The following is a 16,363-nucleotide window of genomic DNA, read 5'->3' on the forward strand; positions in this document are numbered from 1 at the left end:
AAGGCCGCATCCAAGTCAGCCTTAACTTCCAATAGCCCGTATTCACATTTGTGTGACCTGAGCAGCATGCGCATACTCAGGTCACACAAAGGAATACGGGCTATTTTTATAATATGTGGCATGGTGCTCATCTACAGCGTTTTGACAGATTCTCCTCGATTGATATCCGGCACAAATCGGTAAATAATCGGAACCGACTCGCCGCCTTCCTCAATGCTGGACAGCAGCGTTTTTGCCGCCTGTTTCCCCATATCCGCAATCGGTTGTGTAATGGTCGTAATTGGCGGATTGTAAATATGAGCAAACTCCGCATCGTCAATCCCGATAATGGACAGCTCTGCCGGAATGCGTATACGGCGGGCATTCACATACTTTAACGCCTCAGCCAACACGATATCATTCCCGGCCAACAATGCAGTCGGCGGCTCCGGCAGTTGGAACAGCTCCTTCAACGTCTGCTGGATTTCTTCTCTCGGCACACTGTGCATATATTCTTCACGAAATGGCAAGCCATGCTCCTCCAGCGCCTTCTTATATCCGCTGAGCCGCTCCACTCGTGGAGTAATCCGATTCAAGCCAAGGGGCAAGGTAATCAGCGCAATTCGTTCATGCTTGTGAGCCACAAGTTCCTGAATCGCCAGCTTAATCGCCATTTCGTTATCCAACAGCAGGCTGCGTGTATTGACACCGTCTACCAAGCGGTCCAAAAACACCAATGGATATTTTTCACGAATGAGCTGGTTGTAAATGTCTGCATGCTTTCCTGTCGGGAAAATGATTAAGCCATCCACTTGACGGGCCTTGAGCATCTCAATATACTGACTTTCCTTGTCGGGGTTTTCATCGGCGTTGCAAATAATCACCTGTATGCCAAAGCGCTGCAATTCCTCCTCAATCGCACGGATAGACTGAATCGACAGCGTATAATCAATGTTGGCTACAATGACTCCCACCATAAACGTCCGGTTTTGCTTCAAGCTGCGGGCTAGCCCGTTAGGCTGATAGTTCAGCTCTTGAATAACCTCGGCGATCCGGTCTTTGGTTTGGTCGCTCATATATTTATATCGTTTGTTCAGAAATTGCGAGACAGTGCTTTTAGACACTCCCGCCTTCTGGGCAACATCTTCAATCGTCGGCTTCTTCATCGGTACACTCCTTGTCTTTCATGTACTGCGTTAGTGCAACAAAAGTATATCTTTCTTTTAGTAAATTTACCATACTTCTATTTATGAATGCCATTATGATATATTCTGAGCTTAAAACTTACCTGTGGCGCCACTGCGCGTTTTTTTCATATACAGTTCCTGGTTCTCTGCTATTTCCTCTCTATGCAGCAAAAAGAGGCAGCTCAAGATGTTCTCTTGAACTACCTCCACGTATACAACTCTATCGAAAAGCTAGATTCTAGCTAACCCGAATTATTACTTGGATTAGTGCGCCGGAACAGGCGTTGCAGGCTGATCTGGTGTATCGTGCTCGACCAGCGAATGCTTCTCCCATAACCGGCTTCTCCAGCGGGCATACATGATGACAGCACGAGTCCATTCATCAGCAGCAATCGCCAGCCACACACCAGCCAGTCCCATATCCAGCTTGAATACCAGCAGATAACCCAGCGGCAAGCTCATGCAGACCATGGAGATCAGGCCCATAAAGACCGGGAACTTGGCATCTCCAGCAGCACGCAACGAGTTAATAATGACGATATTCGTCGTCCGGCCAGTTTCCAGCAGAATGCTAAGTAAAATAACCTGTGCACCCAAACGAATAATCTCAGGGTTTTCCGTAAACAAACCGAGCAAGGGTACACGGAAAAAGATAACTATCGCATCAATGATCACAGTCACGAGCAGCGCCCATTTCACACTGCTCAATACACGTTTATAAGCCGTATCCTTCTCTCTGGCTCCCACGAGTCTTCCCACTACGATAGCTGTTCCCATACCAACTGCCATACTGAACAAATAAATATAGCTCGAAATATTATTGGCATATTGACGTGTCGCCATTGCTTCTGCGCCCAGATAGGTCACGTACAGTGTGAATATGAGCTGACACGACTGATACATGATGGACTCCAGCGCGGATGGTACACCAATACGCAATATTTTTGAGATGAATTTTTTGGATAAATGGACGTAATATTTCCACTCGACACGGACCTCAGTTACCCGGTACATCAGCCAGAAGAAGATCAAGAGACAAATAAAGCGGCTACCTACTGTAGAAATAGCAGCACCCTCTACACCGAGTGCAGGCATTCCCCAATGTCCCAAAATCAAAACATAGTTGCCGACCACGTGGATCACGTTCATAAAAACCGATACATACATCGTTTCTTTGGTAAAACCGTGCGTACGAATGGTCGCCGCCAGCGAGTTAATCAATGCCTGAAGGAAAATGGCCCCCCCGACGATACTCATATAGGATTCCGCGTAAGTCAGAATATCACCCTGGACATTCAGCCATTGCAACATATGAGTACCAAACACAAGAAAAATGACGCTTAGCAAAAGACCTACCATTAAATTCAGAGTAATGGCCGTACCCGTCACCTGGGCCGCTTCGACTAGTTTCTTAGAACCGATATATTGAGCTACGACGATAGCAGCGCCGTTGCCGATAACCTCCAGTACAAGGATAGCGATTGAAATAATTTGATTGGATGCGCCCACACCCGACACTGCATTATCAGATACAGAGCTGAGCATGAATGTATCGACGCTTCCCATTAGCATAAACAGGAACAATTCAAGGAAAATAGGCCATGTCAAACGGAACAAATTCAGTTCCTTGGCTTCGGACAATACCGAACCATTTTTTAGTGCTCTGGTTGTCATTCATTCACCTTTCTTCATAGAATATTTAACGATCAAAGGGTATGTTAGCACAGTCATTCTGAAAATACATCCCGTTTACGTAAAATGATTTGAAAAATGCGTAAGAATTCATTTATCACTCTCTTTATAATTGATTATCGAACTTTATTGAAATAGATTGTTGCAAGAATATATCCATAATCCGGTATTTTCGACGTAATTATAAGCTAAAGGGTATAATAGATTAAGAGCTTGTGAGCATTGCCGCTGACAGGCTGTGCAGATTGTTGTATGCTGCATAAGCATAATTTGTATATTAGAGATGGAATATATAGACCATTCATAAGCTTAAACGGTAATAAAGGAGGCTTTTACAGATGGCTCAGTCATTTCAGGCCCTTGTCGTCGATCAGACGCAGGACGGTGAAGTTCAAGCAGAAGTGCGTTCTTTGGAAACTGACAGTTTACCTGCTGGAGAGGTATTGATTCGTGTCGCTTATTCCAGTATCAACTATAAAGACGGGCTTGCCGCCCGCAAGGATGGCAATATTGTCAAAGCCTATCCATTCGTACCCGGCATAGATTGCTCGGGAACTGTCGTCTCCTCGGAGGATAGCCGCTTTAGCGAGGGACAAGCGGTACTCGTTACAGGCTACGGGCTGGGTGTGTCTCAATTCGGAGGATTCAGCCAATACGCGCGTGTGCCTGCGGACTGGGTAGTTCCGCTTCCAGACGGACTCACGCTGAGAGAGGCGATGATTTTCGGGACAGCCGGATTTACCGCAGCCCTGTCGTTATATCGGCTAGAGCAAAACGGCGTTGCACCGGAGAAGGGCAAGGTACTCGTCACCGGAGCAACGGGTGGCGTAGGCGGTGCAACCATTGCCTTGCTGCACAAGAGGGGCTACCATGTCGTAGCCAGCAGCGGCAAAGCCGAATCACATGATTACCTCAAGGCGCTCGGAGCAGCCGAGGTTATTTCGCGTGAGGAGGTCTACGACGGTGCCGAGAGCATCCGACCGCTAGGCAAGCAGCTTTGGCAAGCGGCTGTAGACCCTGTAGGCGGAAAGCCGCTCGCTTCGCTGCTTAGCCAGATCGCCTACAACGGCTCTGTTGCCGTGAGCGGCCTGACAGCAGGCACCAAGCTGCCTACGACGGTGCTACCGTTTATTTTGCGCGGTGTAAATCTGCTGGGCATAGACTCTGTCTTTTGCCCCTATGACACCCGCGTAGCGATCTGGAAGCAGCTCGGCAGTGACTGGAAGCCGGAGCAGCTGGAGCAGCTCGTTGAGCGCGAAATTGGCTTGGCTGACCTGCCAAGCGCGCTCGAAGACATCCTGGCAGCCCGCTCACAGGGTAGAACGATTGTACGGCTAGCTGATTAAGCGGGATTATGCCCGCAAGCTATCCGTTAGCGTGTTTTTGCCCCGAAGGAGTGCTCATCCCGTAGGGGCTAGCAATGAAACATATAAGAAGCCTGTAAATCTGCAGTTTTGAGATTTACAGGCTTCTTTTTTTGTGTGGTACATTGGAGAAAAAGTGGACACATTCGAAGCGGACGATCTATTTTTCACAACCAAATGAACCTTTTGAGGACTCCAGTTGTTATATAGGTAAACTGTACGAGAAAGGAGAGCCATCATTGCAAAGTAATCGAGAGTTGTTTGATCTATATCAACGGGATGTATACCGAACCTGCTATTACATGGTCCATAACGCCTCGGATGCAGAGGATTTAACGCAGGAAGTGTTTATTACTCTGTTTCACAGCAATCGCGAGCATATCGAGCAACTAAAAGCCTGGATCATGAAAGTTACGGTCAATCATTGTCTGAACCATCTTAAACGCCGAAAAAGCCTGCATTTAAAGGTAGCGGCTAATCCCCATCTCTTTACTGGAACAGAAGGCAAGCCTGTGGACAGGCAGGTGGAGGAACGCGAGTCGGCTGAGGAATGGGCCATTTACATGAACCGCCTTCCGGCCAAAATCCGTGCTGTGCTGACACTTCGCTATATGCATGATTTCACGCTAGCGGAAATATCGAAACTGCTGGAAATCCCGCTGGGAACCGTCAAATCCAGGACACACAAAGGACTAAAGTTAATGGAGCAAATACTGCGGGAGGCTGGTGTACAGATTCCCAAGCTGGAAGGAGAGAACTATGAACAACGTAGAAAAGGCATTGAAGCGCAAGTTAAATGAAGATTCGGAATTGGCGTATCCTAACTTCGATGAGATGTGGAATCGGATGGAACAGGCAGGCCATACTGCCCTTACGCCAACCGGCGTTTCGGATTCATTTACTCCGCAACGACATAGAAATTGGCGGAAAGTAGCTATCGCCGCCTCACTGAGTGCACTTCTCGTTGCCGTTCCCGTCTATGCTGCCATTCATTATAACTGGGGCAATTTGCTGCACGGGAGAAGTGGAATTGAGACGGCGTTAGCTCAAGACCTGGGACAGCCATTAGAACAGTCTGTCACCAAAGACGGAATAAAGCTGACGTTGCATACCGCTATTGTCGATGAGAACCGGACTGTAATTCTGTACAGCCTGGAGGTTGGAAAACGCTCAGACAACGAGTTTTGGAATGTCAAAGGGGTATCGCTTAAAAATGCTGCGGGAAAAAGTAGTGAAGGGGAATATAGCTTCCAACAATGGGATGAGAAAAATCAACGCTATAACGGCTATTTTGAAAGCGATTGGACACCGCAGCAAGAAACAGAAAACGTGCGGCTGACCGTGGATCATATTGAGCTTACCAGCGTTCAGGAATTGGATTTGCCGCTCGATATCACATCGCCTCAGAAACAGACTTTCAGGCTAGATCGTAACGGTCTACAAGATATGAAGGTACAGGTATTCGAACAAGGTAAGGACAAGCTGATGCTGTCATCAGCAATTACCTTCGATTCCTCCATACCAAAAGAATGGGACAATCCGCAAATTATTGCCTACAAAGGTGAGAAGCCTGTGAACCCCCAATCTGGAGGGACATTTGGTACACCCGGTGAGAACGGAGAATACACAGCCCAGCAGTATTTTACTAAAGGGGATATACCTGAAGGGCAGACTACTTTTAAACTGCAATATGCACAAACGGAGAAAAGTATACATGAACCCCTAAACTTTGACCTGCAGCTAAGCAAGAAGAAAATGGAGAGCGGGACGATTAAAAGTGTGCTGAATACCCCCTTGGAGAACGGTAATCCGAATTTCATGCTGGAACAAATGATTGTCACACCGACACAAATCCGTGTCACGATCAGAAGCGAAAAGAAATTCGCCATGTTGCCTTATCAAAAATATTTTCTTTCTGTGAACGGCGCAACGTTAGAGGGTAATCGTTGGTCTTCACCAGATCAGGACCACGATCTGAATACGATCCGTTTTGAACGGCCGGCCCATCTTGCGATTACCCGAGATACTCCCATTACTTTTACAGGCAAATACAAGGTTACGACTCATTCGGATGACAAAACGCCGCAGCATTTGACTGATATTTCTGAGCAAAAGCAGACGATAACGACGCAAATCGGCGGCTATCCTGTGAAGTGGACCTACTACAAACAAGGAGCAGATTTATTCGTAGAAACCGAAAGTGAGGATACTCACTTTGGAGGGATCAACCAGACGCATATTGGTCTGGGGAAAGAACGGATGATTGGCAAGCCGATCACAGCCAACTTCGCCGGAGACGGCAATAATAAGGCAGTCGATGTCTACAAGAACTTCAAGGGAAAGGAAGCTTCTATTTATATGTTCTACTATACAACGGACGAACCTGAAGCAGAGACGAGCGTACCCTTGCAGCCACTGACTAGCAACAGCCAAGCATCTAAATAACCATGCTATAAAAGGAGGGTTCTCTATACCTGTGTGATTCACAGTATAGGAACCCCCTTTTTATTCGCCTAGTAAGGCACAGCCTGCTGCTTGAAGCTGTTGTATTCTCATCTTATTTTACAGAACCTTGCGTAACACCATTAATAATCCATTTTTGTGCAATCAGATAGACAATAATCATCGGCAGCAAGGCCATCAAGTACGAGGCAAAGGCCAGATTAAAGTCAGTATTGAACTGTCCCTGGAACACATACTGGACGAGCGGCAATGTATATTGCTCCGCATCGCTGATAATAATGAGCGGCAGCAAAAAGTCATTATATGTGGACAAACAAGTGAGAATCCCCACTGTAGCACTAATCGGCGCCATCAGCGGAAATATAATACGCCAAAATGTCCCCCATGTCGTCGCACCATCTACCGTGGCTGCCTCTTCCAATGCCACTGGAATCGACCGAATATAACCGACATACACGAAGACATTAAACGCCAAGCCATACACCGTATGCAGCACAATGAGGCCCAACAGATTGGTCATATGTAGCCCCGAGGCCAGCTTTACAATCGGCAGCATGATGATCGGGAACGGAATAAACATGGCGCTGACAAAGTAAAAATATAATCCTTTGAAAAAACGCCGCTGCATATTGCGAGCAATGGCATAAGCAACCATCGAGTTGGTGAGCAAAGTGAGTATGACCGTCGATGTTGTCACCATCACACTATTCTGAAAAGCACTGAAAAAATGGGTCATTTCCACTGCACGACTAAAATTTTCCCAATGCAGCTCCGTCGGAAAGGCAAAGGCGGAATGCGCCATCTGCTCGGGATTTTTGAGTGCAATCGTCACCGTCATATAGAGGGGAAACAGGATAAATATTGTCCCCAACGCTACCAGAATCAGCACAGGCCAGTTGGTACGTCTGCTTGTTTTCATCAGTTATCCATCTCCCTTCTTTGGAGGAATCGCAGCTGTAAGATGGAAATGATCGCGATCACAATAAAGTAAATCACAGAGTTAGCTGACTGATAGGCAAATTCTCCTCCTCTAAAGCCTCCGGTGTATATCAGATGAGAAATCGACTGCGTGGCCCGTCCCGGTCCGCCGTTCGTCAAGGCCACGATCTGATCGAATACCATTAGGGAATTTTTCATCGCCAATACCATATTGATCGTAAAAAATGGAGCAATCAACGGAAAGGTAATGCTCCAGAATTCACGCCATTTACCTGCACCGTCCAGGTTGGATGCCTCATACAGACTGGTCGGAATTGTTTGCAGCCCTGCCAGATAGAGGATCGTATTAAAGGCAATGCCCTGCCATACGGCTACAATGACCACCCCCACCCAAGCCAACTGCTCGCTACCCAAGATGTTGGTCGATAGTGAACTGATGCCCAGATTTTGTCCCCAAATCGTAAACACGTTCGAGAACAGGTAATTAAATATGTAACCTACAATTAATACGCTCAAAATATTAGGCAAAAAATAAATTCCTCGAAAGAAATTACGGAAACGTATTTTAGCGTTCAGCCCCATGGCAATCAACAAGCTGAGAATATTAATCGCAATGGTAACCACAATCGCAAATTTGAAAGTAAACCAGTAAGCATTGCCCACATTGTCGTCCTGAAACAAATTAATATAGTTCTTAAATCCGACAAAGTGATACTGATGCCCGAATCCGTTCCAATTGGTAAGCGAATAATAAAAACCCTGCAAGGCAGGTAAGGTCAAAAATACAAAAAACAATAGCACCGCCGGCACCGTCATCCAGTAAAAAGTCGTCAGTCGCTTATTCATGTCTCATCCTCCTCCCCTATCGGCGGTTAGCTACCTTATTCCACTCACGGTCGAGCTTGGCTAGATAGGCGTCGATATCTCCATTTTGCAGGAAAGCCTGCACAATAGAATTCAATTGGACTGCTTTGGGAATATAATGATCGGCAAAATCAATGACACGGCCTGATTTAAAATACGGCAACAACTCTGCCACACTCGGGTCATCCTGTGTGACTCCCTTCACCGCTGAAAACAACGTTTGTTCCGTAATGTATTGCTTGCTGTTCTCTGGCTTCAATAGGAAGGCAATGAACTCTTCAGCTTCCTTTTTATGCGGGGTGCTTTCCGAAACAGCTAATAGCGTATCTATTCCAGACACTAGCTTGACCGCCTTTGCGTCATTCCCTGTAGGGAACGGGAAAAATCCGAGTTCCACTTTCGGGTTGGCTTTGCGAATTTCAGATATAGCCCACGAGCCCTGAATGTACATCAGTCCCTGCCCGTTAGCGAAAGCACGGTTCCCGTCAGCATAGTTTTTGCCGAAGTTATCACTATGTCCGTATTTCAGCAGCTCCAGCTGCTTTTCCGCAACCTCGCGGTACTTGTCCTGAAAGGTGACCTGATTCTCACGCCGTTGCAGGAAAAAATCAATACCCACCAGGTTCGGACCCAGTGCGTTAAAAGGAAGGTTCGTTTGCCAATCATCTTTATATGTAAAATAGAATGGGATCTTGCCAGCAGCCTTGATTTTTTGCGCTGTTGCAATCAGTTCATCCCACGTTTTGGGCACCTGTAATCCCATTTCCCTAAAAAGCTTTTTGTTGTACATCACACCATTCGCATTCGCAGCATAAGGAATTCCATACACAGGATCGACCCCGGTCACATCCTTAAGCATTTTGAGGTAAATCGGGTCCACCGTACGTGGTAATTCTGTATTTGCCAGATCCGTAAAAATACCGCTTTGCGCCAAAATGGAGTAGGTATCTGTGGCCCCAAGCCCCACAATGTCAGGTACATCGTTTTTGACAACCCGTGTCAATAGCACCGTTTCTGCCTCTGGCGGGTTAACCTGTGTCACTTCAATACCAGGATGCTCCTGATTGAATTGAGCGATCAGCTTATCGAATGAACCCTTAGCCTCCGGCTTATTTTGGAAAAACTCAATTTGCACCTTGCCTGAAGCGTCGCCCTTATTGCATGCGCTTACAACGATCGTTAGCAGCAGGATCGCCGCTAGTGCAGACAGCCTTTTGACCCCATTCCACATGCTCATACCTCCTTTTCCCCTATGTCAATCTATGCGGTACTAGACAATTAATACCCGTCTCTGGCGAAAAAGAAACGATACCATAGAGGCAAACGCCTTCCCGAAGTCCAACACCGTTCGTATTAAAAAAAGATCCAGCTAACCTTCAAACGGTCGCGTGGATCCCTTTCGCTTTTATAATGTTCGGGTTACAAACTTATTTCTAAACAATCTTCTTTTGCCATCGTGTAAAACTAATAATCATGCAGGCTATAATCATTCCTCCTGCACACATCCAAAATTCAAATGAGTTGTCAATCCTTAGAGCAAGCAATATTTCCCGAAATGGGTCCATTAACATAATGAGTGGCCTAAACAACTCGAAGAGAAATACGGATAAGATAAGAATCACTATATAAGCAAATAACGGCCGTGACACAAACAAACACACAACGCTACTCAACATGAGCTTTACCAGACAAACCAGCGTTAATACCAAATAAAACCCAAGTATGTAGGGTATAGCGTCCGACCGGAAAGAGGCAACGGATGACCCATATTTAAAAAAAGTAGAGCTGTGCGGAAAAAACAACCATCCAGCGATTACACCTATAAGCAAGCTTGTCCCCATAAAAATGACCGTTATGGCTGATAGTGCTAGCAACTTGGCAAGCCAAAACTGAAAACGTCGATACGGTCGTAACACATATAGCCTATAGGCTCCAGAATAGAGATCCCCGCTTAATTGGTCCACATACAGAATGGGCAGGATTGCTGTAATGAGAAATAAAGCAACCTCACTCATCATCAGCCACGGCAGATTGAGATTATTTACGACCACAGTTCCTTCACCAAAACGTAAGACCTTCGTACCCGTTACTTTATGGCTCCATATAATTGCGATCACGATTAATATATAGGCTATATATAATAAAAGACTGGATTTGCGATTCCAAATTCGTTCCATTTCACTTCGCCATATTCCTAGCACGAGGAAATCCCCCTAATACAGATAATCATCGGTCACAAACCGGCGGTAAGCCCCCCAAGTAAAAAAGATAAGATATAGACTAACAACGGTGATAATCGCTCCATTCACAGACAAATTCCCCATTAAGGACCTATCTAGTCCTGTATGCTGCATATATGGAACAATCATAAATGCAATCACATTGTATAAGTAGGGGATATGAGAAACCAAAGCGGCCAATTTTAAATACAATGAATCAAACAACAGTGAGCCCAGATTGTATACCATACAAAAACCGATTGCATACGTTACACTCTTACTGTACATCGCGACAAAGCAGTAAAAGGAGCTTATTGCCAATAATGAGGCAAGTGCCCAACCATAGTATTCAAGCATCTGTAGTCCCTGAGATCCAGACAGTCCCGCATCACTTATATCATATGAAAGAGTCCATACTTCAACGATCACCTGCGAGGATACTGCAAATGCCATGAGAAGAAGCAAGATAGAAGTATTCAAAACCAACAGCTTACCCCAGAAAATCTGACCGCGGGTAAATCGGCGCATAAACAACAAACGCAGTTGCCCGCTTCGAAATTCCTCTGTGTATACAGCAGCCGCTAAAACAGCCACAGCTATATTACATGCTAAAAACAAATTCTCACGCAGACCCGTAACGACAAAGTTTAGGGATAATACCTCTACAGGAATCTTCATCGTGCGCAAGAAGTATACTCCTGTCGAACAGGCTAGCATTGGTGTACATAATACCATGAGCCAGAACCACTTTCGTCTCCATAATCTCTCGAACTCGCTGTATACTAATAACTTCATAGTCCCATTAATCCCATAAAGGCATCCTCCAGACGTTGGCCTTCCTTTATCAGCTGATCAGCGGGCCCCTGCCAAACTAGCCTACCCTCTTTAATTACAATGAGTTCATCGCACATCTGTTGCAATTCATCCAGTAGATGACTGGAGATAAAAAAGGCATAATTCGCAGAATCACGCAGCTGAAGCACAATATCTCTCAGCTCTCTCATCCCCATGGGATCAAGACCGTTGGACGGTTCATCCAGCAGCAGAAGCTCAGGAGCGCCCAGCATGGACTGCGCAATACCTAGTCTTTGCTTCATTCCCAGCGAGTAGGTTTTCACCTTGTCATCCCCCCGCTTTTCCAGCCTCACCTTTGTAAGCAACTCTTCGATATGTATCTCCCGATCTGAGGGCGCAATTTCAGAATGTAGCCGTGACAAGTTGCGCAAAACCTGCCTACCTGTCATGTAATCAAAAAAGACTGGAGATTCAACAATGGCCCCTACCTTGCATAACGCCTTTTCCCGATCAGTGTGCACATCATATGAAGCTATCTTTACAGAACCGCTGGTTGGCTGCATTAATCCGGTCATGATTCGCATCATTGTAGTTTTACCGGCCCCATTAGGCCCAATAAATCCATATATCTTTCCTTTTTGAAGCTTAAAGGAAACACGATCTAACAAATACCTTTTTCCCATTTTTTTCGTCACCTGGCTGACCTCCAGCAAGGAGTCCGACATACTATTTCCCCCATTCATAACGAATCGTAAAATAGTTTCAACGCGGGCATTGGATATATAAGATTTCTATTGACGACACAAACTTCAGTTAACAATGATCCACATTAACCATACAGTTTAAAAAATACCACATGTTGCGAAATGTAAAAGGTTCGCTTTATATGTAAAATAAAATATAAATAATTTATAAATGTCATTTAATATAATAGATGGTTATTAATTTTGGTGATAATGTCTTTACCATACAAAAATAGCCCCTCGGCAGACGCGCTACCTCAGGGCTATTCTTTATGCAAATATACGTTGCCTACTTCAACAACCAGCCAGTCGCCTACTCCAGTTCAACCCACTCGCCGAGCAACGTGTCCAGCTCCGCTTGCAGTCGCTCACGCACGTCCCACAGCTCCGCCATGCGCGCTGTGTCGCTGCTTGTGCCGAGCAGTTCCAGCTCGGCATCTGTCGCCGCCAATGCTGCTTCCTTGGCGGCAATCGCCCGCTCCAACCGCTCGCGGGACACAGCGGGTGGGCGGGACGGCTTCGCGGACTTCGCTCCGCGTGCCCCACTCCGGACATCGGACGCCCCCAAGTGACCTGCCGCCCCAGAGCAAGCACAGCTCGCATCGGCTCCGGTGGTCGCTCGTGTCCGCGCAGCCGTTCCCGCATCATTGCTCGCTGCACCGGCAGGCGTAGCTAGACCCGAGCCTGAGCCGCCACCAGATGCGGCTCTACCTGCAGATGCCGAGCGTACTCCTGCATCCGCTCCGTGTTGCGAGTGGGCGTTTTCCAGCTCCCGCTTCTTCGCGCGGTATTCATCGAAGCCGCCCAGATAAAAGGACAACTTCCCGTTCTCCAGCTCCCACACGCGCCCAGCCAGCTTGTTCACAAAGTAGCGGTCATGGGAAATGGCTAGCACCGTTCCCGTGTAGGTGCCCAGCGCTTCTTCCAAGGCCTCACGGGAATCGATGTCCAGATGGTTGGTCGGCTCATCCAGCACCAGTAAATTCGGCTTTTTCATAACCAGCAACGCCAGCCGCAGGCGAGACCACTCCCCACCGGACAGCATACTCACAGGTTTAAACACATCCGCACCATAAAATAAATACTTCGCCAGCTGCCCGCGTGCTTCGCCTTCTTCCAGCCCTGCTTCCTCCTTGAAGTAAGCAAGCACCGTCGCCCGGCTATTCCGTTCTCTCTCTTGCTGCGCCAAATATCCGTACTCGACGCGCGCGCCCCATTGGACCGTGCCTGCATCTACGCTTTCCTGACCAAGCAACAGCTTGAGCAGCGTCGTTTTGCCTGCACCGTTATCGCCTAGCAAGGCTACCTTTTCACCAAATTCCAGGCTGCCTGTTGCCCCGTTTAATATTTGACGTTCTCCATAGGCTTTGGTGATGTCCTCGAATTGAAGCACCCTGCGACCGGAACGATCCTCCAACTTTAGGTGAAACTCCGCACCTTGAGGGTCCAGTACAGGTCGCTTCACCAGCTCCATTCGTTCCAGCGCCTTGCGGATTGAGGCTGCTTTTTTGAAAAACTTTTCATTATCGCCATTGCGTCCCCACTCTTCCAAACGGCGAATGGTCTCTCTCATCTTTTTGATCCGCTTTTGCTGCTCCTTATAATCCTCAAATTGCAGCAGCAGACGTTCTTCCTTCTCCTTAACGTAGCCGCTGTAATTCGTATAGTACGTAAAGGCCTCGCCATCCTCCAGTTCGATCATCTTGCCGGCAACTCGATCCAGGAAATAGCGATCATGGGATACAACCACACACGCACCTGCGTAGCCCTGCAAAAATTGCTCCAGCCATTCCAATCCTTTCAAATCCAAATGGTTGGTCGGCTCATCCAGCAACAGCAGATCTGGTCGTCCAATGAGCTGTGATGCCAGCGCTATTTTGGTTTTTTCTCCGCCTGAAAGTGACCCGAAGTTACGCGTATACATAGCTTTGGGAATACCTAGCCCTTCCGCTATCTGATCCATACTGGCATCCATTTCATAGCCGCCGTTACGCTCAAACCGCTCCTGTAGAGAAGCATACGTTTGCAACAGCTTCTCTAACAGCTCGGGATTCGCTGCCACAACCGGATCTGACATTTCCCGTTCCAGTGTGGCCATCTGATTGCGGCAATCCTTCAGTTCACGATAGGCGTAAGCCAGCGTTTCGTATACGGTGAAGCTTTCAAACTCTGCCGGGATTTGCGGCAAGTAGCCGATTCTCGTATCTTTGGCGATGACGAGCTGCCCTTCATCTGGGCGGGACAAACGTGCAATTAGGCGTAATAGGGTGGTTTTGCCGCTTCCGTTGCGACCGATAAGCCCCACCTTTTCTCCCTTATGGATATCAAACGTTGCTCCATCTAAAATCAGATTGGCAGCGTGGTATTTTTTCAATTGTTGACCGTTTACAATATACATGTTCAGGCTCTCCTTTATTTAGGAAGACCCTTACCCAGGTAACACAAAAAGAGCCGCAGGAGCAACCCCGCGACTCTTCGGAAGATATAGCAATCCGTTGGAGTTAAGGTAGGCGTCTTCTCGCGATGTTTACAACCGTATGATTAAAATTGGACAGACTTCTCCCGTTGTATGGAAAAGCATGAACAATGCCAGCCATAGCAATCGGCAGCTGGCTAATACGGTTGTTCAGCATCTCGTGATTCACCTACCTCACCTCCTTCTTCATAATTGGAAGTAGTATAACATGTTTTCTCGTTTTATAAAAGAGGACAATGACCTCCCACCTAAGAAACAGAGTGGTGTCCTCTGACTGTCTGCGATGTCCCCGCTCTTGTAATGGAAAATACGCCGCAGATAAAGGCAACAATCACAAATGCCCCGCCTACCCAAGCGTTTGTGGCAACAGACTCGCTATTCTCAATCACTACCCCTCCCAAAGCAGAACCAAGGGCGATTCCGACCTGGAGTGCGGAGAAATTAAAGCTTTGCTGAATACTACCCGATTCGGGTGCATTTTCAATAAGATAACTTTGCATCGGGGGCGACAAGGCCCAGCTCAGGATCCCCCAGATGATCAGGAGCGGCGCAAACATATACACCGAGTGAATCGAGAAAGGCAGCAGGAACATCACGGCGATAAACACACCCACGACGATGAGGATGCTTTTCGCTGTACCGAATCGGTCTGCCAAAGAGCCGCCAATAAAACCTCCGCTCACTGCCGCCAGCCCAAAGACGAAATAGGCCACACTCACCCACGAGGCGTTCAAGCCCATCAGGTTTTCCAAAAACGGAGTGAAATAAGCATATAACGTGTAGTGTCCCGCCAGTGTCAGCGTTGTTACCAGATGGGCGCTGATTACTTTAACATTTTTCAAGGACTTCAACTGCTCACGCATAGGCACAACATGCTCTGTTGGAATCCGCTCCATAAACAAGTGCATAATGATCATAGAAACTACGGTCAACAAGGCAATGATCAGGAATAGCACCCGCCAGCCAAACGCATTTCCAATCAGCACCCCGGCTGGAATGCCTAGCACAATGGAGGAACTGACCCCCATGGAGATTACACCGAGAACGCGGGCTTGATAAGCTTTGGACACCACTTTAACCGCAATGGTTAGTGACAATGTCACGATCAATGATCCACTGGCTGCAGTAATGATACGAGATATAAACAACACAGCATAGTTCGGACTCCAGAAAGCCAGCAGACTTCCCAGAATAAAGATAAACATCGACCACAAATACAGTCGCTTTCGTTCGATTTTGGCGGTCAACGCCAACAAAGTCGGCCCGGCAATAGCGTACACAAGCGCATAGATCATGATAAGCTGTCCTGCCGTGCTTACAGAGACGTTCAAATCCTGTGCAATCTGGGGCAGCACGCCACCGATAATCAACTCCACCAGACCTACCGTAAAGGTCGCAATGGTTAAAATAACTACTTTGAAGTTCATTACATTAGCTCCTTTGCTATCATGTAAATCCCTCGCATCACGCAAAAAAATCCTGACCACAAGAAATGTACAAGACGTACACTTTTTGTAATCAGGATTTATCGGTTCCTGGTAGAGACCCTCAAACCATATTATTGAGGTTATACAAATGGGGCATTCATTTATTACGCTTCACGAAGGTTATAGCTATTACTATAAAGGAGCCTCTGGTTAAG

Annotated in this window: 14 protein-coding genes and 1 riboswitch; of the genes, 3 read left to right on the plus strand and 11 right to left on the minus strand. The window is 47.0% G+C overall.

The features are described 5' to 3' along the window. Nucleotides 1-131: 131 nt before the first annotated feature. Together ACUC6J_RS23475 and ACUC6J_RS23480 are read right to left on the minus strand one after the other, a co-directional pair. Nucleotides 132-1,145, minus strand: coding sequence for a LacI family DNA-binding transcriptional regulator (locus tag ACUC6J_RS23475; protein WP_013373617.1), 1,014 nt, complete (start codon nucleotides 1,143-1,145; stop codon nucleotides 132-134). 285 nt (nucleotides 1,146-1,430) lie between these two features. Further along, the gene (locus ACUC6J_RS23480) at nucleotides 1,431-2,840 is read right to left on the minus strand and encodes an MATE family efflux transporter (protein WP_016822716.1); all 1,410 of its coding nucleotides are present in this window, start codon (nucleotides 2,838-2,840) and stop codon (nucleotides 1,431-1,433) included. A 356-nt stretch (nucleotides 2,841-3,196) separates the two neighbouring features. On the opposite strand from ACUC6J_RS23480, the gene ACUC6J_RS23485 reads away from it, so the two are divergent. The 3 genes from ACUC6J_RS23485 to ACUC6J_RS23495 all read left to right on the plus strand — a co-directional run bounded on the left by ACUC6J_RS23485 (nucleotide 3,197) and on the right by ACUC6J_RS23495 (nucleotide 6,667). Next, nucleotides 3,197-4,204, plus strand: a complete 1,008-nt coding sequence (locus ACUC6J_RS23485; protein ID WP_447249503.1) for an acrylyl-CoA reductase family protein — start codon at nucleotides 3,197-3,199, stop codon at nucleotides 4,202-4,204. Nucleotides 4,205-4,461: 257 nt separating this feature from the next. Then, nucleotides 4,462-5,022 (plus strand): RNA polymerase sigma factor, encoded by a 561-nt coding sequence (locus ACUC6J_RS23490; protein ID WP_447249504.1) that lies wholly within the window; start codon nucleotides 4,462-4,464, stop codon nucleotides 5,020-5,022. Continuing rightward, nucleotides 4,982-6,667: a DUF4179 domain-containing protein gene (locus tag ACUC6J_RS23495; RefSeq protein ID WP_447249505.1), complete on the plus strand. Its 1,686-nt coding sequence runs from the start codon at nucleotides 4,982-4,984 to the stop codon at nucleotides 6,665-6,667. The genes ACUC6J_RS23490 and ACUC6J_RS23495 overlap by 41 nt, the downstream gene beginning before the upstream one ends. Nucleotides 6,668-6,779: 112 nt before the next feature. Here the strand turns inward: ACUC6J_RS23495 and ACUC6J_RS23500 are convergent, their stop codons facing one another. The 9 genes from ACUC6J_RS23500 to ACUC6J_RS23540 all read right to left on the minus strand — a co-directional run bounded on the left by ACUC6J_RS23500 (nucleotide 6,780) and on the right by ACUC6J_RS23540 (nucleotide 16,148). Then, nucleotides 6,780-7,604 carry a carbohydrate ABC transporter permease gene (locus tag ACUC6J_RS23500; protein WP_016822712.1) on the minus strand — a complete coding sequence of 275 codons (825 nt, stop codon included), beginning with the start codon at nucleotides 7,602-7,604 and terminating at the stop codon, nucleotides 6,780-6,782. After that, on the minus strand, nucleotides 7,604-8,470 hold the full coding sequence (locus ACUC6J_RS23505; RefSeq protein WP_016822711.1) for a carbohydrate ABC transporter permease: 867 nt from the start codon (nucleotides 8,468-8,470) through the stop codon (nucleotides 7,604-7,606). Before ACUC6J_RS23505 ends, ACUC6J_RS23500 begins: the two co-directional genes overlap by 1 nt. 16 nt (nucleotides 8,471-8,486) lie before the next feature. Next, on the minus strand, nucleotides 8,487-9,719 hold the full coding sequence (locus ACUC6J_RS23510) for an ABC transporter substrate-binding protein (protein ID WP_019688922.1): 1,233 nt from the start codon (nucleotides 9,717-9,719) through the stop codon (nucleotides 8,487-8,489). A 202-nt stretch (nucleotides 9,720-9,921) separates the two neighbouring features. Beyond that, nucleotides 9,922-10,689 carry an ABC transporter permease gene (locus tag ACUC6J_RS23515; protein WP_019688923.1) on the minus strand — a complete coding sequence of 256 codons (768 nt, stop codon included), beginning with the start codon at nucleotides 10,687-10,689 and terminating at the stop codon, nucleotides 9,922-9,924. Nucleotides 10,690-10,701: 12 nt separating this feature from the next. Next, nucleotides 10,702-11,502: an ABC transporter permease gene (locus tag ACUC6J_RS23520; RefSeq protein ID WP_026065365.1), complete on the minus strand. Its 801-nt coding sequence runs from the start codon at nucleotides 11,500-11,502 to the stop codon at nucleotides 10,702-10,704. Then, on the minus strand, nucleotides 11,499-12,227 hold the full coding sequence (locus ACUC6J_RS23525) for an ABC transporter ATP-binding protein (protein WP_017426158.1): 729 nt from the start codon (nucleotides 12,225-12,227) through the stop codon (nucleotides 11,499-11,501). Before ACUC6J_RS23525 ends, ACUC6J_RS23520 begins: the two co-directional genes overlap by 4 nt. Nucleotides 12,228-12,558: 331 nt before the next feature. Further along, on the minus strand, nucleotides 12,559-14,643 hold the full coding sequence (gene abc-f, locus ACUC6J_RS23530) for a ribosomal protection-like ABC-F family protein (protein WP_447249506.1): 2,085 nt from the start codon (nucleotides 14,641-14,643) through the stop codon (nucleotides 12,559-12,561). A gap of 103 nt (nucleotides 14,644-14,746) precedes the next feature. Next, entirely contained in the window at nucleotides 14,747-14,890 is a 144-nt protein-coding gene (locus ACUC6J_RS23535) for an RAxF-45 family protein (protein ID WP_016822706.1), read from the minus strand. A gap of 79 nt (nucleotides 14,891-14,969) precedes the next feature. Then, nucleotides 14,970-16,148: an MFS transporter gene (locus ACUC6J_RS23540; protein WP_123797775.1), complete on the minus strand. Its 1,179-nt coding sequence runs from the start codon at nucleotides 16,146-16,148 to the stop codon at nucleotides 14,970-14,972. A gap of 68 nt (nucleotides 16,149-16,216) precedes the next feature. Beyond that, nucleotides 16,217-16,316, minus strand: a riboswitch (purine riboswitch). Nucleotides 16,317-16,363 lie beyond the last annotated feature (47 nt).

The organism is Paenibacillus sp. JJ1683 (assembly GCF_053006485.1).

What these genes read in the sequence shown, in the direction of transcription:
- ACUC6J_RS23475 (WP_013373617.1), bottom strand. Translation starts at nt 1,145, where the DNA reads ATGAAGAAGCCGACGATTGAAGATGTTGCCCAGAAGGCGGGAGTGTCT.
- ACUC6J_RS23480 (WP_016822716.1), bottom strand. Translation starts at nt 2,840, where the DNA reads ATGACAACCAGAGCACTAAAAAATGGTTCGGTATTGTCCGAAGCCAAG.
- ACUC6J_RS23485 (WP_447249503.1), top strand. Translation starts at nt 3,197, where the DNA reads ATGGCTCAGTCATTTCAGGCCCTTGTCGTCGATCAGACGCAGGACGGT.
- ACUC6J_RS23495 (WP_447249505.1), top strand. Translation starts at nt 4,982, where the DNA reads ATGAACAACGTAGAAAAGGCATTGAAGCGCAAGTTAAATGAAGATTCG.
- ACUC6J_RS23500 (WP_016822712.1), bottom strand. Translation starts at nt 7,604, where the DNA reads ATGAAAACAAGCAGACGTACCAACTGGCCTGTGCTGATTCTGGTAGCG.
- ACUC6J_RS23505 (WP_016822711.1), bottom strand. Translation starts at nt 8,470, where the DNA reads ATGAATAAGCGACTGACGACTTTTTACTGGATGACGGTGCCGGCGGTG.
- ACUC6J_RS23510 (WP_019688922.1), bottom strand. Translation starts at nt 9,719, where the DNA reads ATGTGGAATGGGGTCAAAAGGCTGTCTGCACTAGCGGCGATCCTGCTG.
- ACUC6J_RS23520 (WP_026065365.1), bottom strand. Translation starts at nt 11,502, where the DNA reads ATGAAGTTATTAGTATACAGCGAGTTCGAGAGATTATGGAGACGAAAG.
- ACUC6J_RS23525 (WP_017426158.1), bottom strand. Translation starts at nt 12,227, where the DNA reads ATGTCGGACTCCTTGCTGGAGGTCAGCCAGGTGACGAAAAAAATGGGA.
- abc-f (WP_447249506.1), bottom strand. Translation starts at nt 14,643, where the DNA reads ATGTATATTGTAAACGGTCAACAATTGAAAAAATACCACGCTGCCAAT.
- ACUC6J_RS23540 (WP_123797775.1), bottom strand. Translation starts at nt 16,148, where the DNA reads ATGAACTTCAAAGTAGTTATTTTAACCATTGCGACCTTTACGGTAGGT.